The following is a 26,886-nucleotide window of genomic DNA, read 5'->3' as shown; positions in this document are numbered from 1 at the left end:
TTGACGGTTCGTCAACATCTCTTGTAGTCGTTGCCGGGATGAAAAAAATATCCGTGAAAACCCGCGCCGTGACGGTTGCGGATGTGGCCCGGGCGGCCAATGTCTCGAAGGCGACGGCGGCCCGCGTGCTCGGCGGCTATGGCGTCGTCAGCGACAAGGTCCATGCGGACGTCATGACTGCGGCCAAGGCGCTCGATTACCGGCCGAACGAACTGGCCCGGAGCATGACGACCGGAAAGTCCGGCCTGCTGGGCGTGGTCGTCGGCGATATCGAAAATCCTTTCTTCAGCCTTGCGGTGCGCGGCATCAGCGATGTTGCACGGGCGTCCGGTTTCAACGTCATCCTCGCCAATTCCGGTGAAGAACTCGAGGCCGAGAAGGCCGCAGTCCGGGTGCTGATCGGCAAGCGGGTCGATGGACTGATCGTCTCGCCATCGGATAGCCGGGAGATCGCCCATCTCAGGGACATCGACCGCTCCGGCCGTCCCCTGGCATTGCTCGACCGCCCCCTGCAGGATTTCAACGTCGACACCGTGACCGTCGATGACAGGGATGCCGCCAGCCGGGTGGCGCGGCTGCTGGTGGCCGCAGGCCACCGCAGGATCGCCTATTTCACGGCGGCCGAGGCGGAGGCAGGCCCGGACTGGAACTTCAACCACATACCGACGTCAACCGTGCGCGAGCGCATTGCCGGCCTGCTCGCAGTCTGTGCGGAAGCCAATATCCCGGATCCGGAACGCTATCTCATGTTCGGCGCCAAGAAAGCCCGCACGGCATCGATCGTGGCAAATATCATGGCGAAGCCGGATCGCCCCACCGCGATCATCGCCTCCGACAGCATCATCGGCCTGGAGATCTACAAGGCCATTCGCGATCTCGGCCTCAGCGTGCCGCAGGACGTGTCGCTGGTCACCTTCCACGATGCCGATTGGACGAGTGTCACGACGCCGCCGATCACGGCGGTGGATCAACCCGTCTATGAAATGGGCAAGGCGGTTGCAGAGTTGCTGATCCGCCGGCTGAAGGGAGAGACGCATGCGCCGCAACGGATCGTCCTGCCGACGTCGATCATCGAACGCGGCTCGGTCGGTCCGGCGAAGGCGGGTTGAGGTCTGCGAAGAGCGGTCACGGTGTCCACACCCTGGCCGCGTCAGAACCAGCCCTTCCGGCGGAACCAGACGAGTGGCAGGATGGCGCTGAGGGCGATCAGTGCCAGCGATATCGGATAGCCCCATGTCCACGAGAGCTCCGGCATCGACTTGAAATTCATGCCCCAGATACCCGCGAGCAGGGTTGGAGGCACGCCGACGACTGAGGCTATGGTCAGCACCTTGAAGATTTCATTCTGCTCGATGTTGATATAGCCGAGCACGGCGTCGAGCAGAAACTGGATCTTGTCGGAGAGGTGCGTCTCGTAGTCGCTGAGCGACACGACGTCCTTGCAGACCGCGGCCAGCCTGTCGCGGAATTCCGGCGCCAGCCATTCGTGGGCAACGTCGCCGCTAAATGATGCAATACGCCCGACGCCGAGAAGCACGTCCCGCGCCTTCGACAGGCGGTCGCCAAGGCCGCCGATCCTTGACAGCGTCCGGTGCAGCGTTGCGGTCGCCTTGCTAGGGTCTTTGAGACCCGAAATCTGGCCACGAAAAATCGATCTTGAGACTTCGTCGATGGCGGCCCCGAGATGCTCGAGTGCGTCGGCGCCACGGTCTACTATGGCTTCCAGCAGCGAGGTGAATACCCCCACGCTGCTGGCGATAGTGCCATCCTTGTTCATCCGCTCCACAACTGCGTCGAACGTCGGCAGCGATGCGTAGCGGATGGTGACGAGAATGTCTTTGCCGAGCACGAAGCCGGCCGGCGACAGTTCAGCATCGTCCAGCGTCGCGTGGCCGATGACCGGAGTGCTGAGATAGAGGTGGTCGCCCTGCCTCGAGAGCCTGCTTGATGCCTCGATCTCGCTCAGGGCATCCCGCGACGGGACCTTGATATGGGCTCCGGCCTCGACGAATGCAATTTCCTCCGCCGTCGGATCCATGAGGTCCATCCAGATGACCTTGTCTGGGAGGTCAACGCCGGTGTTGGCCTGGCGCACGGAGGGGGTGGTATCGCGGTGGATGGTGAGCAAGGCTGCACTCCCGGGGGTCAAAAAGGCTTAGGCAAGTTGTTTCGGCGGAGCCTTAGGTGGCCAAACTGATATCACCATGATTACGCGGAACAATAGTTCTCGTTCCCGGCATCGGGCTTTACTTTTTCCAGCTGCATGCGGGCATGCGGCGGCGCTAGGTGTCATCGTCCTCAAAAAGGCAGCAGCACGGCCACAAATTGATGCTTTTCGTGCCCGGTCGATTTCCGTAACCCATACCCCACAGACAACGAGGGACGGGTCGATGCCGACGCCATTTTACTGGAACGAGCTGAATACCTACGATTTTGCCGGGCTGTCGCCAGACACGACCATCGCTATCCTGCCGATCGCGTCCACCGAGCAGCACGGCCCGCACCTGCCCGTGGCGACGGATGTGGCGATAGCCAATGGCATGCTGGCCGAATTGCGCGCCCAGCGGCAGGACGATCTCGATATTCTGGTGCTTCCAACTCAGGAAATCGGCAAGGCCAACGAGCATGTCTACGGTCCCGGCACGTTGTCGCTGGGTGCCGAACTGCTGATCCCGGTGTGGACGGCGATCGGTGCCAAGGTGGCGGAAGCTGGCCTGCGCAAGATGGTGATCGTCAATTCCCATGGGGGCAATGTCGACATCATGAGCATCGTCGCCCGCGAACTGCGCGTCCGCTACCAGATGGCGGTCATGTCGACGCAATGGGGCCGGTTCGGCAATCCCGAGGGTCTGATCAGCGATCACGAGTCCCGTTACGGTATTCACGGCGGTGAAGTCGAGACATCGCTGATGCTACATTTCCGCCCCGACCTGGTGCGGATGGACAAGGCGCAGAATTTCGTCTCGAAAGCCGAATGGATGCGCGAACAATCCCAATATATCCAACCGCTGCCGCCGCACTCGTTGGCCTGGATCGCCCACGATCTCAACCCCAACGGTGTCGTCGGCGACGCATCGCTCGGCACCGCCGAGAAGGGAGCGGCAATCTGCCGACATCAGGTCAAGGGTTTCGTCGAGATGCTATACGATCTCAAGGCCTACCCGCTTTCTAACCTCTACTCTCGGTAATTTTCAGGCGGCTGCCGGGCGGTCTGGGGCGATGTGGCCCTTGGCCTGCAACTCGGTGACGAGCCCGGCGAGTTCGGCGAGCAGATATTCGACGAACAGGCTGGTCGTGGCGTCGAGCGGCGCGCGGGCCCGGGCAAACAGCTTCATCGGCTGATGGCGGGTATGCGGCTCGGCGATGGGCCGGAACACCAGTTCGCCAGAGCGGCATTCGGTGATGACGTCGAGCGGATTGAGCATCGTCAGCCCCGCCCCGCATTTCACCAGCTTCTTCAGCATCTCGGACGCGTTGGTTTCGAGGACCGGTTCGACATGCACGTCGAGACGCGCCAGCATGAGGTCGATGGCATCACGCAGGCTCGTTCCCGGCTGTGCCAGGATCAGGCGCTCCTGCACGACGTCGGCAAGGTTGATCGGCCCCGGCGCTAGCAGCCTGTGGCCGGGCGGAAAGACGACCCCGATCGGGATGTCGAAATTGGCCAGCGTCCGGATGCCCGGCGTTGCCGGAATGTTGAAGCCGAGGCCGATGTCGACCTCGCCGGTCAGCACCGGGTTGACCGTCGTCGTGCCTGCGTCGTTGCGCAGTTGCAGGTATACGCGCGGGTGCTTGAGTTGGAACCGGGCGATGATTTCAGGCAGCGGCCCGGAGGCGAGACCGACCGTGGTCACCAGCCGGATCTTGCCGGCCTGCTGCGTCTTCAGGCTGCGGATCCGCCCCTCCAGCCGCTCGTAGGTCTTCAAGACCTCGCGGATATGCTCGATGCAGAGTTCACCGGCGGCCGTCAGGCGCAGGCCGCGCGGCAGGCGCTCGAAAAGCGGCGCGCCCATTTCTTCCTCCAGCGCCAGGATCTGCCGGTTGATCGCCGACGAAGCCACGTTCAGCCGCGCCGCCGCCTTGCGGATCGAGCCGCAGCGGGCGATTTCGTTCATGTAGAGAAGCTTCCTGGAATGCAGCACGGGCGCCTCTTTGCGTTAATTTTAAGCAGCGCGCACAATTTCGGTACAGGCGCGTCTTGAGATGCCAAAAAGGCATCGTTGCGCACGAATTTTGATGCTTTTCAAAGCGCAAGGCAACCGCTCAAATGCAGAAAATCCGGCGTCTTCCAAGGCGACTGGTGGCCACAAAAATGGGGAACGCCTGCCATGTCGAAGCTCATGAACACCATTGCCTTTTCCGCAGCCCTTGGCTTCGGCCTCGTCGGCGCACTGACCGCGCCCGCCTACGCGCTGGATCAGGTGACCTACGGTACCAACTGGCTGGCCCAGGCCGAGCATGGCGGTTTTTACCAGGCCGTCGCCGACGGCACCTACGCCAAGCACGGCCTTGACGTCAAAATCGTCCAGGGCGGCCCGAACGCTGCCAACAGCGCTTTGCTCATTGCCGGAAAGATCGACTTCTACATGGGTGGCCCGCAGCAGGAGCTTTCGGCGGTCGAACAGGGAGTTCCGATCCTCGACGTTGCCGCCATCTTCCAGAAGGATCCGCAGGTGCTGCTCGCCCATGCCGATGCCGATGCCGGTGTCGAGAAGTTCGAGGATCTGGCCAAGCTACACACTATTTTCATGAGCAAGGACGGCTACCTCACCTATTTCGAGTGGATGAAGTCGAACTTCAAAGGTTTTGCCGACGAGCAGTACAAGCCATATACCTTCAATGCCGGTCCGTTCCTTGCCGACAAGCAATCGGCCCAGCAGGGATACCTGACGTCTGAGCCCTACGAAATCGAGAAGCAGACCGGCGTCGCACCGAAAGTCTTCCTGCTCGCCGACAACGGATATTCGCCCTATTCGACGATGATCACCACCTCGCAGAAGATGGTCGACAGCAAGCCGGATGTCGTCCAGCGCTTCGTCGACGCCTCGATCGAGGGCTGGTACAACTATCTGTACGGCGACAACAGCAAGGCGAACGCCCTGATCAAGGCCGACAATCCTGACATGACGGACGGACAGATCGCCTATTCGATCGCCAAGATGAAGGAATACGGGATCGCCGAATCCGGCGAGGCCCTCGACAAGGGCATCGGCTGCATGACGGATGCCCATTACAAGAAGTTCTTTGAGGAGATGGTCGGCATCAAGGTCGTCAAGGCCGATACCGACTACACCAAGGCCTTTACGACGAAATTCGTCTGCAAGGGCGTCGGCATGGCGCTCAAGAAATAAACGCCGCGCGCGCGAGGTTCGCGACCGCGAGGCTGCGAACCGCAACTGCCTTCAGGAAGAGCCAGTCCATGTCCCTAGCCGAAACCCAGGCGTCCCGATCGACGGAAGCGCGCAAGCGTCCGCTGGTCGTGATGCAGTCGGTGTCCAAGGTGTTTTCCAGCGGCACCGTCGCGTTGTCCGACATGTCGCTGACGGTGGAAAGCGGCGAGTTTGTCAGCCTGCTTGGCCCGTCCGGTTGCGGCAAGTCGACAGCGCTGCGGATCATTGCAGGCCTTGGCGGCACCACGAGCGGCAGCATCGACTGGCCGAGCTCACGCATCAATGCCCGGGGCCTGCCGGAAGGCGATATCGGCTTCGTGTTTCAGGAGCCGACGCTGATGCCCTGGAAGACGGCGTTCGGCAATGTCTACCTGCCCCTCCGGCTGCGCGGCGTGTCGAAAGCTGCGGCCCGCGGCCCGATCATGGAAGCGCTCGAGACAGTCGGCCTTGCCGACTTCGTCGATGCCTATCCGCGCGAATTGTCCGGCGGCATGAAGATGCGTGTCTCGATTGCCCGGGCGCTGGTGACCAAGCCGAAGCTCCTGCTGATGGACGAGCCCTTTGCAGCCCTCGACGAGATCAGCCGCCAGAAGCTCAACGACGATGTGCTGCGGCTCTGGAAGACGACGGGCATCACGGTGATCTTCGTCACCCATTCGGTGTTCGAATCCGCCTACCTTTCCAATCGCATCGTCGTCATGAAGTCGCGGCCCGGACGCGTCCATGCCGATATTCCGCTGGTCACCAGTCTCGAGCGCGACGCCCATTATCGCACGTCGGAAGAGTATCGGCGGGCCTGTGAGACCGTCTCCCGGTCGCTGATCGCAGCCATCAACACGGCAGAGGAGGCGTGATGAGCAACGAGCCCAAAACACACCCGTTGCCGGAAGGCCAGCAGACCACCAATACCGGCCGACGCGATCTCGCCTTGCGCATTGCAGTGCCGATTGCCGTCATCGCCGTACTGGTGCTGATCTGGCATACCTATGTCCGGCTGTCCGGCATTCCGCCCTATATCCTTCCGGGTCCTGTCGCTGTTGCCAATGCCTTCGTTTCCGACTGGGGTACGCTTGCGCCCGCCCTCTGGGTGACGACGAAGATCACACTGATCTCGCTGCTGCTGGCGCTGATCGGCGGCGGTGGTTTCGCGATCTTCCTCGTCCAGTCGCGCTGGATCGAGCTCGCCTTCTATCCACTCGCAGTCATCCTGCAGGTGACGCCTGTCGTGGCGATCTCGCCGCTGATCCTGATCTACGCGCCCTCGACGCAGGCAGCATTGTTGATCTGCGCCTTCCTCGTCGCCTTCTTCCCGATCCTGTCCAACATGGTGCAGGGGCTGAAAAGCGTCGACCACAACCTGATCAATCTCTACGAACTCTATGGCGCCTCACGCTGGCAGACGCTGCTGTATCTGAAGCTTCCAGCAGCCCAGCCCTATTTCATGACCGGCCTGCGCATCGGTGGCGGGCTGGCGCTGATCGCGGCGGTGGTCGCCGAATTTGCCGCCGGCTCGGCCGGGGCCGGCTCGGGCCTCGCGTTCCGGCTGCTCGAGGCGCAATACCGCATGAATATCCCCCGCCTGTTCGCCGCCCTGCTGATGCTGTCGATGCTCGGCGTGGCGATCTTTGCGATTACCTCTTTCATTTCCTGGGTGAGCCTGCACCGATGGCATGAGAGCAGCCTGAAGCGAGAAAACTGATGTCGACATCCTTTTTGTCTCCTCCCAATGCCGGACGCTTCGTGCTCAGTCATGCGACATTGCCGGCAGTTGCCGTCGAGGATTTTGCCGCGGCGTCCGACGAGGGCCTCGTGAAGGCCGATATCGTCATCAACGACGGCCTGATCGAAGCGATCCTGCCGCCGGGGACGGCACCCATCGAGCTTGCCCGATCCGACCTGAAGGACGGCATGGTCTGGCCGTGCTTTGCCGATATCCACACCCATCTCGACAAGGGCCATATCTCCGCCCGCCACGCCAATCCGGACGGCACCTTTGCCGGTGCGCTTGATGCAGTACGCACCGATCGGGAGGCCCACTGGTCCTCGGACGATGTCCGGAAGCGGATGGAGTTCTCCCTGCGCTCGGCCTATGCCCACGGCACCAGCCTGATCCGCACCCATCTGGATTCGCTGAGCCCGCAGCACCGGATCTCCTTCGATGTCTTCGACGAGGTACGCGATGCCTGGAAGGACAAGATCGCGCTGCAGGCCGTCGCCCTCTTCCCGATGGATGCGATGGCCGATGCTGCCTATTTCGCCGACCTCGTTTCCGTTGTGCGGGAAAAGCGCGGCCTGCTCGGCGGCGTCCCGCAGATGAGCGCCGATCTCACCTGGCAACTCGACACACTGTTTCGGGCCGCAGCCGAAAACGAGCTCGATGTCGACCTGCATATCGACGAGACCGACGATCCCGCCGCCGAGACCCTGAAGGCCGTTGCCGAAGCCGTCCTGCGCAACCGTTTTACCGGCAAGGTGACGGCCGGCCATTGCTGCTCGCTGGCCCGCCAGGACGAGGAGACCGCACGCCGCACGGTCGGGCTGGTGGCAGAGGCCGGACTGTCGGTCATCTCGCTGCCGATGTGCAACATGTACCTGCAGGACCGCTACCCGGACCGCACGCCCCGCTGGCGCGGCGTAACGCTGTTCAAGGAATTGGCGGCGGCGGGCGTCGCTACAGCCGTTGCCTCCGACAACACCCGCGATCCCTTCTATGCATACGGCGATCTCGATCCTGTCGAGGTGTTCCGCGAGGCGGTGCGGATCCTCCATCTCGACCACCCCCTGGACACGGCCGCCCGCGTCGTCACGACATCGGCTGCCGCCATTGTCGGACGGCCGGATATGGCGCTTATCGCCGTCGGCGCGCCGGCCGATCTCGTCCTCTTCAGTGCCCGTCGCTGGAGCGAATTTCTGTCGAGGCCGCAATCCGATCGCGTCGTGCTCAGGCGTGGCAAGATGATCGATCGTAACCTGCCCGATTACCGTGAACTCGATAGCGTCGTTGGAGCCTGACATGCCGGATTATCAACTGATCAAACAGGAACTCGAGGGCATCGCGGTCGAGGACAATCCGGCGCTGGTGCGCCAGAAAAGCCGAGATTTCTTCTGGTATTCGCCGATCCTCAAGGCGCAACTCGACAATGTAACCGCCGATCTGGTGGTGACGCCGAAGACCGAGGCGGAGGTCATCCGGACCCTGAAAGTGGCCTTCGCCCATGGCGTGCCGGTCACGCCGCGCGGTGCCGGCACCGGCAACTACGGACAGGCCATGCCGCTTTCCGGCGGTATCGTCCTCAATCTCGCCGGCATGGACAAGATCAAGGAAATCCACCCCGGCCGTGTCATCTGCGAGCCCGGCATCGTCATTGCCGATCTCGACAAGCAGACCAAGGCCCATTCCGGCCAGGAGCTACGCTTCCATCCCTCGACCAAGCAGACGGCTACCATTGGCGGCTTCATCGCCGGCGGCTCCGGCGGCGTCGGCTCGATTACCTGGGGCGGTCTTCGCGATATCGGCAACATACTGCGGCTGCGGGTCGTGACGATGGAGGCCGAACCCCGCGTCCTCGACCTCACCGGCTGGGACCTGCAGAAGGTCAGTCATGCCTACGGCACCAACGGCATCATCACCGAGATCGAAATGCCGCTGGCGCCGGCCTACGACTGGATCGACGTGCTGGTCGGCTACGACGACTTCATGGCGTCGGTGCGCTTTTCGGATGCGCTGGCGAAATGCAACGGCATCCTTGTCAAGGAAATCGCCCCGATCGCAGCGCCTATCCCTTACGACTACTTCACCCGCCACAAGCCCTACATCCGCGAGGGCCAGTCCGTCGTGGTGCTTATGATCGCGCCTCATTCGATGGATGCCTTCCTCGCCTTCGCAGCGTCGCAGAAGGCCGAGGTGATCTTCCGCTCCGACACGGTCGAAAGCATGAAGGGCATCCCGCACGCCTATGAGCTGGCCTGGAACCACACTACGCTGCGCGCTTTGAAGGTCGACCCCGGTCTGACCTACCTCCAGATCCAGTATCCCGGCCCCGACCACGTCGCGAAGGTCGCCGAGATGACCGCGATCTTCGGCGACGAGGTGCCCGGTCATCTCGAATTCATGCGGTTCGACGGCCAGGTCCAGTGCTCCGGCCTGCCGCTGGTGCGCTACACGACGGAGGCGCGGCTGGAGGAGATCATCCAGATCCACCAGGATCACGGTTGCCCGGTCTTCAATCCGCATCGCTACACGCTCGAGGAAGGCGGCATGAAGCGCACCGACAAGATACAGCTGGCCTTCAAGCACGAGACGGACCCGAAGGGCTTGCTCAATCCCGGCAAGATGATCGCCTGGGACAATCCAGATTTCGATTTTACTGCCGGAAAGAATTATCTCTTTCCGGGGCTTGCTGGTGTCATGGAGGGGTGATGAGGGTCCTGGTTCTGCATTCGCATCCGGTGGAATCGAGCTATGGGGCGGCCCTTTACCGGCAGACGGTCGCAAGCCTGGAGGCAGCCGGGCACACGGTCGACGGTTGCGATCTCTATGCGGAGAAATTCGACCCGGTTCTCTCGCGACACGACCGGCTGATCTACCACGACTACCCGCAGAATACCGAACTGGTTGAGCCCTATGTCCAGCGGTTACGGCAGGCCGAGGGCCTGGTTATCGTCACGCCGGTCTGGAATTTTGGCTTTCCGGCGATGCTGAAGGGCTATTTCGACCGCGTCTGGCTCCCCGGCGTCTCATTCGAGCTCGTCGACGGGCAGGTAAAGTCGCGGCTTCGGCACATTCGCAAGCTGGCAGCGGTTCTGACCTACGGCGCAACGCCGCTCCGCGCGCTGGTCGCCGGCAACCCGCCGAAGAAAATCGTCAAGCGGGTGCTGCGTGCGCAGATCAATCCGGTGAAGCCGGTGACGTTTCTGGCCCATTACGACATGAACAACTGCACGGAGCAAACCCGGGCGGCATTCATGGCAAGGGTGAAGACGGCGATGGAGCGCTTCTAGCCAGGGCGGCGCCTGTCAGTTGACCTTGGCTGCCGTCACTTCGACTTCCACCAGGAATTCCGGGCGCGTAAAGCCGCTGACGATGATCAGCGTCGAGACCGGCTTGGGGTCGAGCGTGTAGCGATCGCGGACAGCCATGTAGGGGGCGAAGTCCTCGCGGCGGGTGACGAAGCCTGAGATGCGGATAACGTCAGAAAAATCCATCCCCGCTTCCGATAAGATAGCGGCGATTGCCTGGAAGCAGAGCTCGGCCTGGGCCGTGACGCCGTCGGGGATGGTATCGTCGGCGGCGATGCCCAGCTGGCCGGATGTCACCAGCAAGGAGGCGCCGGGTGGCACCAGCAGGCCGTGATTGTAATGGCCGAAAGGGCGGCGAACGGAGGGTGGGTTGAATGTCTCGGCCATCGGGATCCCGTCTGATCTTACGCGCGGAAAACAACGGCTGGGGGGCATGACCGCTGCCGGTCACGCCCCTGTTGCATCACGCAGCAATCGCTGCATTGAGCGGCAATTCGACGTCGATTTCAAGCGTCGAGACGAATTCCGAACGCTCGATTTTCACCTGCACCTTGTCGTTGTCGAGCTGCACATGCTTGGAGATAACCGCAAGGATCTCTTCCCTGAGCAGGGTGATCAGGTCCGAGCCGGATGACGACCGTTCGTGGGCAAGAAGCAGCTGCAGCCGTTCGCGGGCGGCAGGAGCGGTTCTCTGCCTGTTGAAAAGCTTGAAAATGTTCATGCTGCTCTCCGACCGAAAAGCTTGTCGAAAATATTGCGCTTGTCGCTCGGCATTGCGATTGGCAAGGCTTCGCCGGCAAGACGGCGGGCGGCGTCGAAATAGGCCATGGCAGCGGCACTGCGGCTTTCGGCGATGGTCACGGGCGCGCCGACATTCGAGGCGCGCAGCACGTCCATGCTTTCCGGAATGATGCCGAGCAGAGGGATGGAAAGGATTTCCAGCACGTCCTCGACCTTCAGCATGTCGCCGCGCTCGGCGCGGTTGGCGTCGTAGCGGGTCAGCAGCAGGTGCTTTTCCATCCGTTCGCCGCGTTCGGCCTTGGCAGTCTTGGAATCCAGCAGGCCGATGATGCGGTCGCTGTCGCGCACCGACGAAACTTCCGGATTGGTGACGACCACGGCAACGTCGGCATGGCGCATGGCAAGCGTCGCGCCGCGCTCGATGCCGGCCGGGCTGTCGCAAATGATCCAGTCGAAATGGCGCTTCAGATCGGTGATGACGCGCTCGACGCCCTCTTCCGTCAGGTTATCCTTGTCGCGGGTCTGGGAAGCCGGCAGGAGGAACAGGTTTTCAAGCCGCTTGTCGCGGATCAGCGCCTGCGTCAGCTTGGCATCGCCCTGGATAACGTTGATGAGATCGTAGACGACCCGGCGCTCGGCGCCCATGATGAGGTCGAGATTTCTGAGGCCGACGTCGAAATCGACGACCACGACCTTCTCGTTGCGCTGCGCCAAGGCTGCCCCCAGAGCTGCAGTCGACGTGGTCTTGCCAACTCCGCCCTTGCCCGATGTTACGACGACGACTTTCCCCATCTCGCTCTCCTTATGTCCCTGCCGGCATCCGGCTTAATTGAGTTTCTCTGCCATGATCCTGTCGTCCTCGAGCCAGAGTTGCACGGCTTGCCCGTGAAGCTCTGGAGCGAGGTCCTCCGCCATCTTGTAGACGCCATCGATCGCGACCAGCTCGGCCTCGAGTTTCCGGCAGAAGATGCGCGCAGAGGCGTGTCCGACAGAGCCCGCCATGACGCGGCCTCTGAGTGTTCCGTAGATGTGCACCGACCCGCCGGCGACGATCTCGGCGCCAGAGGCGACCGAGCCGATGACGGTGACGTCGCCTTCCGGAAAGATCACCGACTGGCCGGAGCGAACCGGCTCGCGGATGACCAGCGATTGTGTCGCAGGCCGCGGCTCGGTCACTACCGGCTTGGCGGGTGCATCGGCGTCCGGCTCCTTCGAGGCAACCTCGAAGTCGGCAACGGGACGGCCGCCCTTCAGCGCCGGCGGCATGCCCGGCCCGAGGATCGAGGGACGTCCGCCCTCGATGCCCATGATGCTGACGTTGCGGCTCGAAAGTTCGGCAATCAGAGCCTTCAGCTGTGCCCGGTCTATCGGCAGGTCCGTCACGTCGAGGACGACGGGACGTCCGAGGAAAAAGCCTGCAGAGCGCGCGGCCAGATCGTCCAGCCTGATCAGCCAGTCGTCAAACGGCAGATCGGGGGATAGCATGACCGCCAGAAACGAGCGGCCTTTAATGCGAATCGAGCGAGCATCTGTTAGCAATTTGGTCATCTGCGTTAAGAATTCATTGACGATGTTTAAGGGCGATTTGGTTAACAGAGTGTTAATTTCATCCCCGTGCCCGGCGCCGGGGCACGAAATTTTCGGCAATGGTGCAAGTGTGTTGCGGGCGCCCCGGCAGCAGCAGCGGGAGCCGCTCAGGCGCGACCGTCGAGAACCGTGGCGATGCTTGCAAAATGCATTGCTTTTACGCATCAAACGTCTGCAAGTCGTGCAATGGCGAATGATCGTGGCGCCCCCGTCACGGCTTCCTGAAATTGCGGTGGGTGGAAAGAAATGACCAGAAATATCATGTTGTTGACCGGCGCAAGCCGTGGGATCGGGCACGCGACGGTCAAATTCTTCACGGAAAAAGGCTGGCAGATCCTGACGGTATCGCGACAGTCGTCCGAGGACTGCCCCTGGCCGGCCGCGCGGGAAAGCCATATCCAGGCCGATCTGTCGGAGCTTGACCAGATCGAACGGCTTGCCGCCACGGTGCGCGAGAGGTTGCCGGAGGGTGCGTTGCATGCGCTGGTTAACAATGCCGGCATATCGCCGAAGGGGCCGGATCAGACCCGGCTCGGCGTCAGCGCGACCGATGCCCAGACGTGGACGAAGGTGATGAACGTCAATCTCATCTCGATAGCCCTACTGGCGCGCGAACTTCGTCCGGAACTGGAAAAGGCCAAGGGATCGATCGTCAACGTCACCTCCATCGCCGGCTCTCGCGTCCACCCGTTTGCGGGCGTTGCCTATGCTGCATCGAAAGCCGGGCTGGCGTCGTTGACCCGCGAGCTGGCCCATGAATTTGCACCGATGGGTATTCGCGCCAACGCTATCGCCCCCGGAGAAATCGCCACGTCGATGCTGTCCCCGGGGACAGACGACATCGTCAGACGCGATGTGCCGATGGGGCGACTGGGGTCGCCGATGGAGGTTGCAGAGACGATCCACTTCCTCTGCACCGCTGCATCCTCGTACATTAACGGTGCTGAAATCCACATCAGCGGCGGGCAGCACGTCTGAGACGCTGGCCTTTTCGCGGCACGGGCTTACATGGCAAGGACGACAGAACGGCGCCGTCCGGTCGGGATGGCGTCGGCGCCCTGAAAGGAAAAATCCATGCAGAAATTCAAGATCGCCGTGATCCGCGAGATCGAAGCCGACAGTGCCGATGAAGCGGCTTTGCTGATGTATCAGGAACTCAGCAAGGCGGCGGCACCCCTGATATATACCCTGATGGAAGGCGCGCAGGTGTCCGGGGAAATCGTTCTCGACCGCAAGGTGGCGGAGGAATTTGCCGAGATCGACCATACAGCCGATCCAGGAAACTGGTAGCGGGCTCGCAGGTCGCAAACCCGCTGACGTGTCGCTTTTAGTTAAGTGGCCCGGAGATCGCGTAATCCGGACGCTCTATCGGGACAACGACCTTCTGCGGCACCGTGAATGCGGTATCGATCGGCTTCATTGCTGTCGGGGCAAAGGCAGTTGCGGCGGTAAAGGCCGGGACCGGGCCTGTGGCTGGCAGCAGGTGATCGAATTGCGGCGATGTGATCTGCTCGGAAGCCTGCTGGTTGCCGACGTAGTTCATAGCGACTTCATAGGCCGGCAGCGGCGGCGGCGTCTCGAGCGTACCGTCCTTGGCACGCTTCTCGTAAAATGCGTTGCCGCCGGCAACGGCGACGTAGTGCATGTTGCCATACGGATATTTCAGTCCCTGCGTATGGAAGAACATCGCGCTTTCCAGCGCCGGATGCCGCTCGCCATGCAGGATGGCATCGGCGGCCGCATCGAGGGTCGGCTCGGCCTGGTCCTTGATGACGACTTTCATGACGCCGGGGGCAAACTGCTTTTCCTGGCCCACGACGCCACAAATGGTTTTCGGGTAAGCCGGCGAGGTCAGGCGATTGGCAACGACGGTGCCGACCGCCAGATAGCCATCGGGGTCGGAGGCCAGCGATTCCGCGTACATCGCCCGCTTCAGGCATTCGCGGTCTTCGCGGGTGTAATTGTAGGTCACTTTGACAGCGCCGTTGGCGGTCTTCGTGCGGGTAACTGGCTTGGTCTCGGGCTTCGGCATGGTCGTGCACCCTGCCATAGTCAGTCCGACAACAAAAATCCCCACGAAGGATTTCATCCAATCACTATGCGTCCGCAACGGCAGGTGCCTCCTGTTTGGTATGGCCCATACTTGTATCGACGCAACGTCTTAACAAAAACTTTACGTATTCCAAATTCATTTTTTCCGAGATGTCGTTTTTTGAATTTTTCTTCTGGTTCTCCGGGATTTTCGCGATCGCTGCGTTGGCTACTTTTTGGCTTAAACGAGCCGGCAGCTTCCATAATTGACGCCGTGGTGATTCGCCGTCATTCCGCCGCTGGGCTCGCAAGTGTCTGATGCAGTACGGTGTGACCGGCGACCATTGAGGTGTTCGCCGGCCACGGATGCGTCATTCTGCCATGTCGACTTCGCGTTGGCGTCCGAGCGAGCTCATCCAGGTGCCGACGTCGGGGGTCGTTGCCAGCTGCACGGCGTAGTGGCGGCGCAGCGCGGCGGTGAGCTTGCCCTCGCGGTCGAGCTGTTCGTCGGCGTAGCGGATCATCAGCGAGTTCGGCCAGGCTTGCGGGCGGATGCGGCGGAGCGTTTCGAAGACGTGATCTTCCGCCTCTTCCGGATGGGCCTGCGCCATGATCGCTACCATCGCAGCGGTCGAGCGCGATACGCCCATATGGCAATGGACCAGCAGCGAGCCGAAGGAGTTGCTTTCGGTCTCGACCAGATGGCCGAATTCGAGAATGGATTTCATGTGCGATTTTTCCGGCAGGATCATGCCGGGCTTGGGCTCGATGATATCGTGCATCTTCAAGACGAGGCGGCGGGTGCTGCCATAGGCTTCGAAATGCTCCATCTCCGGAAGCTCCGGATCCACCAGCGACAGGACATGGGTAATGCCATGCCCGGACCGCGCTGCCAGCTCGTCGATGCCGCAGATATACCGCTTGGGCAGATTCAAGGTTTTCATGCGCAGTTCCTTTGTTGTCGAGGGCGACATTCCGGACGGGTTTCATCTGTCAACGCGATAAACTTAAGACACTTTCGCGTCGTCGCCGACCCCCCAAATATCAGAAATTGAAGAATTGCTGCGACACCCTTCAAATCCCGCCCTGGAACGCTGTTACGAAGCCACAATCTGCGGCATCGGGCGAAAAGGGGGCGACGCACCAAAGAAAATCTGGCATTGATTCTGTAAGCAAATCATCCGGAAATGCGGTCGAGCCGATTGCCGTTCGTCGCTAGCCATTGCTTTTCGTTGTCCGGCCAAGTCCGGTCCTGCTGATGTCAATCACAGATATGGAATCATGACGGCACCCTATTCTCCCCTCCGCGGCGTGCTTGTCGCTTTCGCCGCCTATGCCGTTTTCGCGTTCAGCGATGCGTCGATCAAGATCCTGCACGGCGCCCTGCCCTCCTATCAGGTGACCTTCATCGGCGCGCTGTTCGGGATAGCCGCCCTGCCCTTCCTGAAGACCAAGAACGATACGTGGTCGGATATCGTCAAGACGTCGAACCGGCCGCTCTGGATGCTGCGCTTCGTCTGTGGGGCGATCGGCTCCATCTGCTCGGTTGTTGCCTTCACCAAGCTACCGATGGCCGAAGCCTTCGCGCTGCTGTTCCTGCTGCCGTCGTTCGTGACCATCCTGTCGGTAATCTTCCTGAAGGAGGACGTCCGCTGGCAGCGCTGGACGGCTGTTACCATCGGCTTTGTCGGTGTCCTCATCGTGCTGCGGCCCGGCTTCCGCGAACTGACGATCGGCCATTTCTGCGCGGCTGCCGGTGGTCTCACCGCCGCCATCTCGATCGTCATCTTCAGGGCCATGGGCCCGAGCGAGAAGCGCCTCTCGCTTTACGGCGCGGCGTTGTTCGGCGTGCTGGTGATCAGCGGCTTGCTGATGCTCACCGATCTCGCCTTGCCGACGCCGCGGCAGTGGGTGTTTCTCGCCAGCTACGGCCTTCTCGGCGCTGCCGGTAACGTGCTGCTGATGAATGCCGCCAAGATGGCGCCGGCAAGCCTTGTGGCGCCGCCGCAATATAGCCAGATGATCTGGGCGATCCTGTTCGGCTACCTGATTTTCGAAGATCACATCGATGCGCCGATGGCTGTCGGCATCGTGCTGATCATCTTCTCGGGCCTGCTAACGCTGCTGCGCGAACGCAAGCGCAAGACGTCGCTGCCGACGGCGGTGGCCTCCGCCGACAGCCAGGCCGCGCTGGTGACGCTCGAAGACCCCGGCGATCCGGCCGCAAAGGAAGTCCGCGCCGAAAACCGCTGAGACTGCCCTAGTCTGCAGTCTTGCCGAGCGTATCGGCGACATAGGCGCCGCGTTCGCCCATCGGGCGCGGCGGGCCGGTGGTCGAATCCTCGCGCGTCTGGTGTTCGAGTTCGGCGTTGATCTCGGCTCCGACGATGATGATGATGACCGAGATCCATATCCACACCATGAAGCCGATCAGCGCGCCGAGCGTGCCGTAGGTGGCGTTGTAGTCGGCAAAATGGTCGAGGTAATAGGAAAACACGAAGGACGACAGCAGCCATAGCAGCGTGCTGAAGACAGCACCCCAGCTGAGCCAGACGACCTTGGCCGGCTGTCGGCTCGGGCCGTAGTTATAAAGCAGCATGATGCCCGACATCACCAGGCCAAGGATGATCGGCCAGCGCGCCAGCCTCGTCAGCAGATCGGTCCATTCGCCGAGCCAGATGAACGAGAGGATCGCCGGAATGACGCCGATGGCAAAGATCAGTACGACGGCGAAGATCAGCAGCCCGAAGGTGAAGACGAGCGACAGAAGGTTGAACTCGACGATTCCCCGCTTTTCTTCCTCGCCGTAAGCGACGTTCATGGCGTCGCAGAGTGCCTTGACGCCGTTATTGGCGCTCCACAGCGCGATCAGCAGGCCGGTGACGAAGCCAATGCTCAGCGTCCCCGGCTTCTGCTGGGTCAGAGCCGTCAGCTGCGACAGGATGAGATCGAAGGAGCCGCGCGGGAAGATCTGCGACAGGAAACCGATATGGGTGGCGATGGTCGTCGGATCGGACACGAAACCGTAGATCGAGACCAGCGCGCCCAGCGCCGGAAACATCGCAAGCAGCAGATAGTAGGTGACGCCCGCCGCAATCAGCGTCACCCGGTCCTCCATCACTTCCGAGACGACCCGCCAGAGGACGTCCTTCAGGCCCTTCATCGGGATCTGGCTCGGCGTCTCGGCGTCTCGCCCGCGTCCAGCCTCGCCCAACGCCGGTCCCTCGGTCAAAGCCGCCGTCCCATCCTGTTCGCCCACGCCCGTCGATCTCCCCTGTTATCCCGTCGAACTAGGGCTCTTGCGGCATTCGTCGAGTCGTCCCGGATGTTACGACTTCAGGGCGCGCTCCAGCACCCGCGACAGGCGATCAGAAAACGCCCGCGGGTCCTCGGGCTTGTCGCCGTCGAGGATGCGCGCCTGGTCGAGCAGCAACTGCACGGCATCCGTCTGGAACGCCGCGTCCTGTCCGGCAGTGCCGGCAAGCGCGGTAATCAGCGCGTGGTCCGGGTTGATTTCCAGCACCGGCTTGGCGGCGGCGTCGAGGCGGCCGGCACCCTGCAGGATTTTTTCGAGCTGCCGGTCCGGGCCATGCTCGGGGGCAACGAGGCATACGGCGCTTTCGGTCAGCCGGTCGGAGGCCCTGACATCTGAGAGTGCATCTCCGAGCGTCGTCTTGGCAAAGGCGATAAAGTCGCTGACCAGCTGCGTCGTCTCGGCCTTCGGCTGGGCTTCGCCATCGGCTTTTTTTATGTCGGCGAGATCGGCTGATCCCTGCGATACCGACTTGAAGCTCTTTCCATCGAAATCGGGTGCATTGGTCACCCAGAAGCTGTCGACGGGATCGGTGAGCAGCAGCACTTCGACGCCCCGGGCGCGGAAACCTTCGATATGCGGGGAAGCTGCCAGCTGGGCCGTATTGCCGCCGGCGAGATAGTAGATCGCCGTCTGGCCTTCCTTCATGTCCTTGACGTAGTCGGCAAGCGACCGGTATCCGTCGCCGGACGCCGTGCTCTTGAAGCGGGCCAGAGCCATCAGCTGGGCGCGGCGCTCGTAATCCTCGTAGATGCCTTCCTTCAGCACGGTGCCGAAGGCTTCCCAGACCTTGATGAAGGTGTCGTTGTCGCTTTCGGCCAGCTTCTCGAGGCTGGTGAGGATGCGGCTGGTCAGGCCCTTGCGGATGGCGGCAAGGATCGGGCTCTGCTGGATCATCTCGCGCGACACATTGAGCGGCAGGTCCGACGTATCGATCAGGCCGCGCACGAAGCGCAGGTAGCGCGGCAAAAGGTCGGCGTCGTCGGTGATGAAGACGCGCTTGACGTAAAGCTTGATGCGGCCCTTGCGGTCGGGATCGAAGAGATCGAAGGGAGGCGAGTTCGGCACGAAGGCAAGCCCGGTATATTCGTGGCGACCCTCGGCGCGGAAATGCACGGTGACGGCCGGCTCGTCGAACTGGCCGGAGAGGCCGCGATAGAAATCGGTGTATTCCTCCTTGCTGATGTCGCTCTTCTGCTTGGTCCAGAGCGCTGAGCCGTCGGCGATCTGCTTCGGCTCCTCGCCGGGCTTCTCGACGATCTCGATCGGCACCGGCACATGGCCGGACTGTTCCTTGACGATGCGCTCGACAGTCCAGCGCGAGGCGTAGGACTGGGCATCTTCCATCAGCGCCAGCGTGATCCGCGTGCCGCGCGCCGGTGCCTGCTCGAGGGGAACGGCGGTAATAGTATAGGTGCCCTTGCCGTCGGACGACCACATCCAGGCTTCATCCGATCCGGCGCGCCGCGAGATGACGTCGACGCGATCGGCAACCATGAAGGCGGAATAGAAGCCGATGCCGAACTGGCCGATCAGCTGGGCGCCGTCCTTGCCCTTGGCCGCCTCGACCATCTCCATGAAGGCGCGGGTACCGGAGCGGGCGATGGTGCCGAGCGCCTCGATCAAGTCGTCGCGGCTCATGCCGATGCCGTTATCCTCGAGCACGAAGCCGAGGTTCTCCTCGTCGAGCGTCAGCCTGATCCTCGAGGCAGGGTCGCCGGCCAGCAGTTCGGGCGCTGCTATGGCCTCGTACCGCAGCTTCTCGCAGGCGTCGGCAGCGTTCGAAATCAACTCGCGCAGGAATACGTCCTTGTCCGAGTAGATCGAGTGAACCATCAGGTGAAGAAGCCTGGATACATCGGCTTCGAAGGCGTGATTTTCCACGGGGGTCTCGGCAGCAGTCGTCATGGCAATCTCTTCAGGCGTTGTCGATGTCATTGGGGCCTCTGACTTGGCAAAGACAGCTCTCGAATTCAAGGGGGAGGACAACCCGCAAGCGAAGATATCCCCGCACGCCCGCCTCCTCCGGCCCAGCATCCGCACCATCCCGTTCACGCGACCTGTTCGGTCCGTGTCATGACAATTCTGATGGCCGGGGCACACCGAGTGCCTGATGATTTTTTAGTGAAGTGACACGCGATGTGCCCCGTTCGACAGTTTTTATCCGCAACTCCGGATCCTCTGTTTCCGACCCAGATCCCGTTGAGGGGAAAAGCTGCCGGAGTTACGCCACACAGGCATGCCGAGCCTAAGGGGCTCGAAGGGATCCACTTTCTGCGGACCCTCGAAGAAGTCGCCTGCGTAGACGGCAACCCCTCCAAGACCCGGCCCCACCTCGCCGGCAACGCGGACCGGTGTATCCGATGGCGGAACGGGGTGATTATAGATCAACCCGCAAAAGCGGGGATGAAACTATGATGCCGGCATTGTTTCCAAACGGAAATCCCAACGGTTTATCCCCATGAGGTGCTGCGAGCAGGGGCGATGGAGGGAAGCGAGAGAGGAGAGAGAGAGTGTAAGAAATCAGAAAGATCACAAAACCGGAAAGAGCCACCCCGACCTCCCTCATTCCTGTGCTTGTCACAGGAATCCAGCCGCCCAAGTCCTTGGGCGATAAACACTTTTCTCACCAACAGAGAGTCCTCTCACGGCGCAGACGCGCCGTGACTGGATTCCTGTGACGAGCACAGGAATGAGGGAGCCGGGGGCGTCAGGGCAAGGTTGGAGTTTGAAGCGTTTGGCAGTTATGGATATATTTTTCAATACCTGCTCAGTCTGTGGATCCGCGCCACACACCTATGCTTGTGACGAGCCTACACGTGCGAGGGTTACCGCTTGTGGGCGACTCCAGCGCCGTCGTGCCGGGTTTCCACCGTTCTACAGGCCGTGAAGATAGTGGGAGATGTCTTGCCAATCGGGGTTGGTGGTCTCGATCAGGTTGAGCTTCCATTGTCGGGGCCACTTTTTCATCGTTTTCTCGCGGGTGATCGCGGCTGTCAGCAGATCGTGCTCCTCGAACCAGACCAGCGTTTTCACACCGTGTCGCGAGGTGAAGCCGGGGGTCAGTTCATTCTGGTGGTCGTAAAGCCGGCCGGCCATATCCCGAGTCACGCCGATGTAAAGCGTACCGTTGCGTTTCGATGCGAGTATGTAGACGTAGCCTTTCATCGCCGTATCTTTGCGCGAGTATATCAATAGGTACAATCAAAAATTGAAGCCTGGTTACCCGCCGATATTCTTCTCCCTTCTTCTCCCATGGCCCGCTCAAACCCTCCGGCCGATGCGGTTGCGGGTTTGGGAGGGGCTTTCGGCGAACTGGGTGCGGTAGCTGCGGGAGAAGGCGGAGGCGGAGTTGAAGCCGGTGGCGGCGGCGATGTCGGCGAAGGTGGCGGGTGTCTCGATCACCTTGCGGCGGGCGGCGTTGAGGCGGAGCGCGAGGTAGTGGACGTGGGGCGCAACGCCGACGCTTTCGCGGAACAGCGTTTGCAGATGACGGGCGCTGAGCCCTGCGCGCCTGGCGAGGCGGGTGAGCGACAGGGGCTGCTCGACGGTCTCTTCCATGAGCCGCACCGCGTGAGCGACGCGGGGATCGTTCATCCCGAACGCTGCCGTCGACGGCATGACCTGCGTGTTGCTGCGGGAACCGGCCTGCTCGTAGATGAAGAGCCGGGTTACCTCCAGTGCCAGCGAATAGCCCTGCCGCCGCCGGATGATTTCGAGCATCAGGTCGACTGTTGGCAGCGAGCCGCCGGTGGTGATGCGCTTGCCGTCGATGACGAAGCGTTCGCGCACCATCCGTACCTGCGGATAGGCTGCGGCAAAATCGTCGAAATCCTCCCAATGGGTCGTGGCCGCCACGTTGTCGAGCAGGCTTGCTTCCGCCAGCAGCCATGTTCCGGATTCGATGCCGGCGATGACCGTGCGATAACGCGCGGTCTGGGACAGCTGCATCTTCAGGGCCGGCGTGGCGCTGCGCTGCCAGTTGTAGGCGCCGAGCACGAACAGCGGCGTCGTCTCCCTGGCCGGACGGAAGGCGGCGTCTACAGGGATTTGGATATTACTCGTCGTCTGCACCGGAGCGCCGTCGGGGGTGAACAATCGCCACCGGTAGATCTCGCTGCCGGCAATGCGGTTGGCGCCTCGCAGCGGCTCGATGACCGAGGCGATCAGGATCAGGTTGGTCTCCGGCAGGATCAGCAGGTCGATATCCAGCGGGGCATTCGACGAGGTCAGCATAGGGATCGCGGTCCGTTTCCGATAATGTATAATCTACTTCCGAAAATGCAAAGCAATCCTCTCTGTCATGCCGCGTAATCCGGTCAACCAATGGAGACCCCCAAATGCCTCTTGCCATGAATCGCGATGTGTTCATCACCTGTGCCGTTACCGGTGCCGGCGATACGGCTTCGAAGTCCGCCCATGTGCCGGTTACCCCGAAGCAGATCGCCGAATCCGCCATCGATGCCGCAAGGGCCGGCGCTGCCATCGTCCATTGTCATGTTCGCGATCCCGAAACCGGTGCCGGCAGCCGCCGCATCGAGCTTTATCGGGAGGTCACGGACCGCATCCGCGCCTCCGAGGTCGACGTCGTGCTGAACCTGACGGCGGGCATGGGCGGCGACATGATTTTCGGCGACGTCGAAAATCCACTGCCGCTCAATCCTGTCGGCACCGACATGGGCGGCGCCACGGACCGTGTTGCCCACGTCGCCGAGTGCCTGCCGGAAATCTGCACGCTCGACTGCGGCACGATGAATTTCTCGCTTGGCGACTACGTGATGACCAACACGCCGGGCATGCTGCGCGCCATGGCGAAGAAGATGACCGACCTCGGCGTCCGCCCGGAGATCGAGGCCTTCGACACCGGCCACCTTTGGTTTGCCAAGCAGCTGGTCGAGGAAGGCTTGATCGAGGACCCGGTGTTGATTCAGCTCTGCATGGGTATCCCGTGGGGAGCGCCCGACGATCTCAATACCTTCATGGCGATGGTCAACAACGTGCCGCCGAGCTGGACATTTTCGGCGTTCTCGATCGGCCGCAACGCCATGGCCTATCCGGCAGCCGCCATCCTTGCCGGCGGCAACGTCCGCGTCGGGCTGGAGGATAATCTCTATGTCGGCAAGGGAAAGCTCGCCACCAATGCCCAGCTGGTCGAAAAAGCCGTCACCGTCGTCGAAGGCATGGGCGGTCGCATTATCGGGCCGGACGAGGTCCGGCGGAAGCTGAAGCTGACAAAGCGGTAGCAATATGGGTCGGACGACGGAAGTTAGAGCATGGCAGGAACCACTATGACCAAAATCAATAGAGCGGCCTGCATCGGCGGTGGCGTTATCGGCGGGGGGTGGATTGCCCGGTTTCTTCTGGCCGGCATCGACGTCAAGGTGTTCGATCCGCATCCGGACGCGCAGCGGATTGTCGGCGAAGTGCTGGCCAATGCCGAGCGGGCCTATGCGATGCTGACCGGGGCGCCGCTGCCGGCGCGGGGTCAGCTGACGTTCACGGCAAGCCTCGAGGAGGCGGTTGCCGATGCGGACTGGATCCAGGAGAGCGTGCCGGAGCGGCTCGACCTCAAGCGCGGCGTGCTCAACCAGATCGATGCGGCCGCCCGGCCGGACGCGCTGATCGGCTCCTCCACCTCGGGCCTGCTGCCGAGCGAATTGCAGCGCGACATGCGCCACCCGGAACGCCTGTTCGTCGCCCATCCCTACAACCCGGTCTACCTGCTGCCGCTGGTCGAGATCGTCGGTGGCGAGAAGACCTCCGCCGAAACGATCAGGGCGGCAATGGAGCGTCTGGTGCCCATCGGCATGAAGGGCGTCCATATCGCCAAGGAGATCGAGGCGTTTGTCGGCGACCGCCTGCTGGAGGCGCTGTGGCGCGAGGCGCTGTGGCTGATCAGGGACGATATCTGCACGGTCGAAACGCTCGACGACGTCATCCGCTATTCCTTCGGCCTGCGCTGGGCGCAGATGGGGCTGTTCGAGACCTATCGCATTGCCGGGGGTGAAGCCGGCATGCGGCATTTCCTCGCGCAGTTCGGCCCGTGCCTCGCCTGGCCCTGGAGCAAGCTCACCGATGTCGTCGATCTCGACGACGCGCTGGTGGAAAAGATCGGCCGGCAATCTGACGAGCAGGCCGGCGGTCGCTCGATCCGCGAACTCGAGCGCATCCGTGACGAAAACCTCGTCGGCATCCTGCAGACGCTGAAGGGCGGCGACGGCGGCAATGGCTGGGGTGCCGGCAAGCTGCTGAAGGATTTCGAGGATGGCCTCTGGGCCGAGGGCGGCAAGCGCGATACGCTGCACGACACGGCGCGGCCGCTGACACTGGTGGAGACCAAGGTCAGCCCGGCCTGGGTCGACTATAACGGCCACATGACGGAACACCGCTATCTGCAGGTGTTCGGCGACACGTCGGATGCGCTGCTGCGGCTCGTCGGCGTCGATCTCGCCTATGTCCGGGACGGTCACAGCTACTACACCGTCGAGACCCATATCCGGCATCTCGGTGAAGCGAAACTCGGACAGCCGATCCATGCCACCTGCCAGATTCTTTTCGCCGACGACAAGCGGCTGCAGGTTTTCCACACGATCCACAACAGCGAGACGGGCGAAGCGATCGCCACCGCAGAGCAGATGCTGCTGCACGTGGACTCCAAGGCTGGCAAGGCGATGCCGGCGCCGGAAATTATCTTGAACAGAATCATGGCCATCGCCGGTGCCCATGCGACGCTGCCTCCGCCGGAGGGAGTGGGACGGCATGTCGGGCAGAAACGACAGGGGTAGAATGGGTATCGCAATCGGTGCCGCCGGCCCGGGATTCGGGCCGCGAGGCGACAGCCTGGAGATCGATGGGCGGATTGGCAGGGATGCCGGTCCGCATCGTCGCATCGGGGGTAGTTTCTGTCGCGTTCAACCGCTGCAATCGGTGGTGAACCCGCCATTACTGCAGGGTGAAACCGATGGCGGGCGGCCAGCCGATCCGCCGATACACGTCGAGGATTGCCGCGCATCCGGTCACGAAAAGATGCGGCGAATTTATCAGGGAGATCGATCAAGGGTTTGAATTGGCTGCTATCTCCGTATAGTCGTCGGCAATGGATCGGACCGGGAAGTTAACGCCGAAAACGGCAGCCGGGATACGAAGTCTAATAACAACCAGAGAAGAGGAACAGGGAATGAGCGAGTTTACGAAATATCTGACCGGTCGTGTCACCTCGGGGGGCATGAACCGCCGCGAATTCATGGGTCGCGCCATGGCCGCCGGTATCACGCTTGCCGCCGCCGACGCGATGTTTGCCACCAGCGCCATGGCGCAGACGCCGAAAAAGGGCGGCCACCTGAAGCTCGGGCTGGAGGGCGGCTCGTCGACCGACAGCATCGATCCGGCCTCGGCCACCTCGCAGGTCATGTTCGTCGCGGTACGCACCTGGGGCGACACGCTGGTCGAAACCCATCCGCAGACCCGCAAGCCACTTCCGGCACTTGCCGAATCCTGGACATCGTCGCCTGACGCCAAGATCTGGACCTTCAAGATCCGCAAGGGCGTGCAGTTCCACGATGGCAAGGAAATGACCATCGACGACGTCGTCGCCACCCTGCACCGCCATTCCGACGAGAAGTCGAAGTCCGGCGCTCTCGGCATGATGAAGTCGCTGACCAAGATCGAGAACCAGAACGGCGATCTCGTCATCACCCTCGACCAGGGCAATGCCGACATGCCGGCGCTCCTGACCGACTACCACCTCGTCATCCAGCCGAACGGCGGCATGGACAACCCGACGGCAGCGATCGGCACCGGCGCCTACAAGGTGGCCAATTTCCAGGCCGGCGTTCGCATGACCTTTGAGAAGAACCCGAACGACTGGCGCACGGATCGCGGTTATGTCGACAGCGTCGAACTGATCACCATGAACGACGCGACGGCCCGCGTCGCCGCCCTCACCTCCGGCCAGGTCCACTGCATCAACCGCATCGATCCAAAGACGGTCAACCTTCTGAAACGCGCCCCGAACGTCCAGCTTCTGACGACGGCCGGCGGCGGTCACTACGTCTTCATCATGCACTGCGACACCGCACCGTTCGACAACAACGACCTGCGTCTCGCGCTGAAATACGCCATCGACCGCGAGGAAATGGTCAAGCGCATCCTTGGCGGCTACGGTTCGCTCGGCAACGACTTCCCGATCAACAGCACCTATGCGCTGTTCCCCGATGGCATCGAGCAGCGCAAGTACGATCCGGACAAGGCGAAGTTCCACTACAAGAAGTCCGGCCATGACGGCTCGATTCTGATGCGGACCTCCGAAGTTGCCTTCCCCGGTGCCGTCGATGCGTCCGTGCTGTTCCAGCAGAGCGCCAAGAAGGCCGGCATCAACCTCGAGATCAAGCGCGAGCCGGCCGATGGCTACTGGACCAACGTCTGGAACAAGCAGCCGTTCAGCGCTTCCTACTGGGGCAGCCGCGCGACGCAGGACCAGTTCTATTCCGGCGCCTATCTGTCAACCGCCGACTGGAACGACACCCGTTTCAAGCGCCCGGATTTCGACAAGCTGCTGGTATCGGCCCGTGCCGAACTGGACGAGACCAAGCGCAAAGACCTCTATCGCCAGATGGCCATGATGGTCCGCGACGAAGGCGGCACCATCCTGCCGATGTTCAACGACTTCGTGAACGCCGGTTCGAAGAAGCTGATGAACTATGTCCAGGACATCGGCAACGACATGTCGAACGGCTATGTCGCCACCCGCGTCTGGCTCGACGCCTGAGACTGAAACCGGGCGGCCGATGCGCCGCCCGCCAGACT

At 62.0% G+C, this 26,886-nt stretch carries 26 protein-coding genes; 14 read left to right on the top strand and 12 right to left on the bottom strand.

Annotated elements, in window-relative coordinates; genetic code table 11:
* Window positions 1-38 precede the first annotated feature (38 nt).
* The gene (locus J5274_RS26455) at window positions 39-1,109 is read left to right on the top strand and encodes a LacI family DNA-binding transcriptional regulator (protein WP_142829339.1); all 1,071 of its coding nucleotides are present in this window, start codon (window positions 39-41) and stop codon (window positions 1,107-1,109) included.
* A gap of 41 nt (window positions 1,110-1,150) precedes the next feature.
* Here J5274_RS26455 and J5274_RS26450 read toward each other — a convergent pair whose 3' ends face one another.
* Entirely contained in the window at window positions 1,151-2,128 is a 978-nt protein-coding gene (locus J5274_RS26450; RefSeq protein ID WP_224128013.1) for a magnesium transporter CorA family protein, read from the bottom strand.
* A 262-nt stretch (window positions 2,129-2,390) separates the two neighbouring features.
* Here J5274_RS26450 and J5274_RS26445 point away from each other — a divergent pair, with 262 nt between their 5' ends.
* Entirely contained in the window at window positions 2,391-3,188 is a 798-nt protein-coding gene (locus J5274_RS26445; protein WP_142829338.1) for a creatininase family protein, read from the top strand.
* A 3-nt stretch (window positions 3,189-3,191) separates the two neighbouring features.
* Here the strand turns inward: J5274_RS26445 and J5274_RS26440 are convergent, their stop codons facing one another.
* On the bottom strand, window positions 3,192-4,142 hold the full coding sequence (locus tag J5274_RS26440; RefSeq protein WP_142829336.1) for a LysR family transcriptional regulator: 951 nt from the start codon (window positions 4,140-4,142) through the stop codon (window positions 3,192-3,194).
* A gap of 186 nt (window positions 4,143-4,328) precedes the next feature.
* Here J5274_RS26440 and J5274_RS26435 point away from each other — a divergent pair, with 186 nt between their 5' ends.
* The 6 genes from J5274_RS26435 to J5274_RS26410 all read left to right on the top strand — a co-directional run bounded on the left by J5274_RS26435 (window position 4,329) and on the right by J5274_RS26410 (window position 10,391).
* A complete protein-coding gene (locus J5274_RS26435; RefSeq protein WP_219276098.1) occupies window positions 4,329-5,351 on the top strand; it encodes an ABC transporter substrate-binding protein in 1,023 nt (340 codons plus the stop codon).
* 68 nt (window positions 5,352-5,419) lie between these two features.
* Window positions 5,420-6,244 (top strand): ABC transporter ATP-binding protein, encoded by an 825-nt coding sequence (locus J5274_RS26430; protein WP_142829332.1) that lies wholly within the window; start codon window positions 5,420-5,422, stop codon window positions 6,242-6,244.
* Entirely contained in the window at window positions 6,244-7,089 is an 846-nt protein-coding gene (locus J5274_RS26425; protein ID WP_142829330.1) for an ABC transporter permease, read from the top strand. The genes J5274_RS26430 and J5274_RS26425 overlap by 1 nt, the downstream gene beginning before the upstream one ends.
* Window positions 7,089-8,402, top strand: coding sequence for a cytosine deaminase (locus J5274_RS26420; RefSeq protein ID WP_142829328.1), 1,314 nt, complete (start codon window positions 7,089-7,091; stop codon window positions 8,400-8,402). The genes J5274_RS26425 and J5274_RS26420 overlap by 1 nt, the downstream gene beginning before the upstream one ends.
* Before the next feature lies 1 nt (window position 8,403).
* On the top strand, window positions 8,404-9,810 hold the full coding sequence (locus J5274_RS26415) for an FAD-binding oxidoreductase (RefSeq protein ID WP_142829326.1): 1,407 nt from the start codon (window positions 8,404-8,406) through the stop codon (window positions 9,808-9,810).
* A complete protein-coding gene (locus J5274_RS26410; RefSeq protein ID WP_142829324.1) occupies window positions 9,810-10,391 on the top strand; it encodes an NAD(P)H-dependent oxidoreductase in 582 nt (193 codons plus the stop codon). The genes J5274_RS26415 and J5274_RS26410 overlap by 1 nt, the downstream gene beginning before the upstream one ends.
* Before the next feature lie 15 nt (window positions 10,392-10,406).
* On the opposite strand, the gene J5274_RS26405 is transcribed toward J5274_RS26410, so the two are convergent.
* The 4 genes from J5274_RS26405 to minC form a co-directional block, all read right to left on the bottom strand.
* Window positions 10,407-10,796, bottom strand: a complete 390-nt coding sequence (locus tag J5274_RS26405; protein WP_142829322.1) for a RidA family protein — start codon at window positions 10,794-10,796, stop codon at window positions 10,407-10,409.
* A gap of 76 nt (window positions 10,797-10,872) precedes the next feature.
* Window positions 10,873-11,130, bottom strand: a complete 258-nt coding sequence (gene minE / locus J5274_RS26400; RefSeq protein ID WP_111221087.1) for a cell division topological specificity factor MinE — start codon at window positions 11,128-11,130, stop codon at window positions 10,873-10,875.
* Window positions 11,127-11,942 carry a septum site-determining protein MinD gene (gene minD / locus J5274_RS26395; protein WP_111221088.1) on the bottom strand — a complete coding sequence of 272 codons (816 nt, stop codon included), beginning with the start codon at window positions 11,940-11,942 and terminating at the stop codon, window positions 11,127-11,129. Before minD ends, minE begins: the two co-directional genes overlap by 4 nt.
* A 33-nt stretch (window positions 11,943-11,975) precedes the next feature.
* Window positions 11,976-12,698 (bottom strand): septum site-determining protein MinC, encoded by a 723-nt coding sequence (gene minC, locus J5274_RS26390; protein ID WP_142829321.1) that lies wholly within the window; start codon window positions 12,696-12,698, stop codon window positions 11,976-11,978.
* A gap of 285 nt (window positions 12,699-12,983) precedes the next feature.
* Here minC and J5274_RS26385 point away from each other — a divergent pair, with 285 nt between their 5' ends.
* A complete protein-coding gene (locus J5274_RS26385; RefSeq protein ID WP_142829319.1) occupies window positions 12,984-13,715 on the top strand; it encodes an SDR family NAD(P)-dependent oxidoreductase in 732 nt (243 codons plus the stop codon).
* A 96-nt stretch (window positions 13,716-13,811) separates the two neighbouring features.
* Window positions 13,812-14,027 (top strand): hypothetical protein, encoded by a 216-nt coding sequence (locus J5274_RS26380; protein ID WP_142829317.1) that lies wholly within the window; start codon window positions 13,812-13,814, stop codon window positions 14,025-14,027.
* A 37-nt stretch (window positions 14,028-14,064) separates the two neighbouring features.
* Here the strand turns inward: J5274_RS26380 and J5274_RS26375 are convergent, their stop codons facing one another.
* Window positions 14,065-14,847 carry a cell wall hydrolase gene (locus J5274_RS26375; protein ID WP_374113783.1) on the bottom strand — a complete coding sequence of 261 codons (783 nt, stop codon included), beginning with the start codon at window positions 14,845-14,847 and terminating at the stop codon, window positions 14,065-14,067.
* A 292-nt stretch (window positions 14,848-15,139) separates the two neighbouring features.
* Window positions 15,140-15,712: a tyrosine phosphatase family protein gene (locus J5274_RS26370; RefSeq protein WP_142829311.1), complete on the bottom strand. Its 573-nt coding sequence runs from the start codon at window positions 15,710-15,712 to the stop codon at window positions 15,140-15,142.
* A 337-nt stretch (window positions 15,713-16,049) separates the two neighbouring features.
* On the opposite strand from J5274_RS26370, the gene J5274_RS26365 reads away from it, so the two are divergent.
* Window positions 16,050-17,021 (top strand): DMT family transporter, encoded by a 972-nt coding sequence (locus J5274_RS26365; protein ID WP_142829309.1) that lies wholly within the window; start codon window positions 16,050-16,052, stop codon window positions 17,019-17,021.
* 7 nt (window positions 17,022-17,028) lie between these two features.
* Here J5274_RS26365 and J5274_RS26360 read toward each other — a convergent pair whose 3' ends face one another.
* From J5274_RS26360 to J5274_RS26345, 4 genes are all read right to left on the bottom strand, one after another.
* A complete protein-coding gene (locus J5274_RS26360) occupies window positions 17,029-18,027 on the bottom strand; it encodes a YihY/virulence factor BrkB family protein (protein ID WP_224128015.1) in 999 nt (332 codons plus the stop codon).
* 69 nt (window positions 18,028-18,096) lie between these two features.
* Window positions 18,097-20,019, bottom strand: coding sequence for a molecular chaperone HtpG (htpG, locus tag J5274_RS26355; protein WP_224128017.1), 1,923 nt, complete (start codon window positions 20,017-20,019; stop codon window positions 18,097-18,099).
* Window positions 20,020-20,958: 939 nt separating this feature from the next.
* Window positions 20,959-21,249: a GIY-YIG nuclease family protein gene (locus J5274_RS26350; RefSeq protein ID WP_111221098.1), complete on the bottom strand. Its 291-nt coding sequence runs from the start codon at window positions 21,247-21,249 to the stop codon at window positions 20,959-20,961.
* 96 nt (window positions 21,250-21,345) lie between these two features.
* Complete coding sequence (locus J5274_RS26345; RefSeq protein WP_142824869.1) at window positions 21,346-22,317, bottom strand: GlxA family transcriptional regulator; 972 nt, start codon at window positions 22,315-22,317, stop codon at window positions 21,346-21,348.
* A 104-nt stretch (window positions 22,318-22,421) separates the two neighbouring features.
* Here J5274_RS26345 and J5274_RS26340 point away from each other — a divergent pair, with 104 nt between their 5' ends.
* The 3 genes from J5274_RS26340 (at window position 22,422) to J5274_RS26330 (ending at window position 26,848) form a co-directional block, all read left to right on the top strand.
* Window positions 22,422-23,324 (top strand): 3-keto-5-aminohexanoate cleavage protein, encoded by a 903-nt coding sequence (locus J5274_RS26340; protein WP_142824870.1) that lies wholly within the window; start codon window positions 22,422-22,424, stop codon window positions 23,322-23,324.
* A 45-nt stretch (window positions 23,325-23,369) separates the two neighbouring features.
* A complete protein-coding gene (locus J5274_RS26335; RefSeq protein ID WP_219276096.1) occupies window positions 23,370-24,866 on the top strand; it encodes a carnitine 3-dehydrogenase in 1,497 nt (498 codons plus the stop codon).
* 392 nt (window positions 24,867-25,258) lie between these two features.
* On the top strand, window positions 25,259-26,848 hold the full coding sequence (locus J5274_RS26330) for an ABC transporter substrate-binding protein (protein WP_142824872.1): 1,590 nt from the start codon (window positions 25,259-25,261) through the stop codon (window positions 26,846-26,848).
* The last annotated feature ends 38 nt before the right edge of the window (window positions 26,849-26,886 follow it).

The organism is Rhizobium sp. L51/94 (assembly GCF_019355555.1).
In the GTDB taxonomy this organism is placed as follows: Bacteria; Pseudomonadota; Alphaproteobacteria; order Rhizobiales; family Rhizobiaceae; genus Rhizobium; species Rhizobium rhododendri.
Note: the sequence above shows the minus strand (reverse complement) of the source record. Positions and strands in the feature narration are given on the sequence as shown.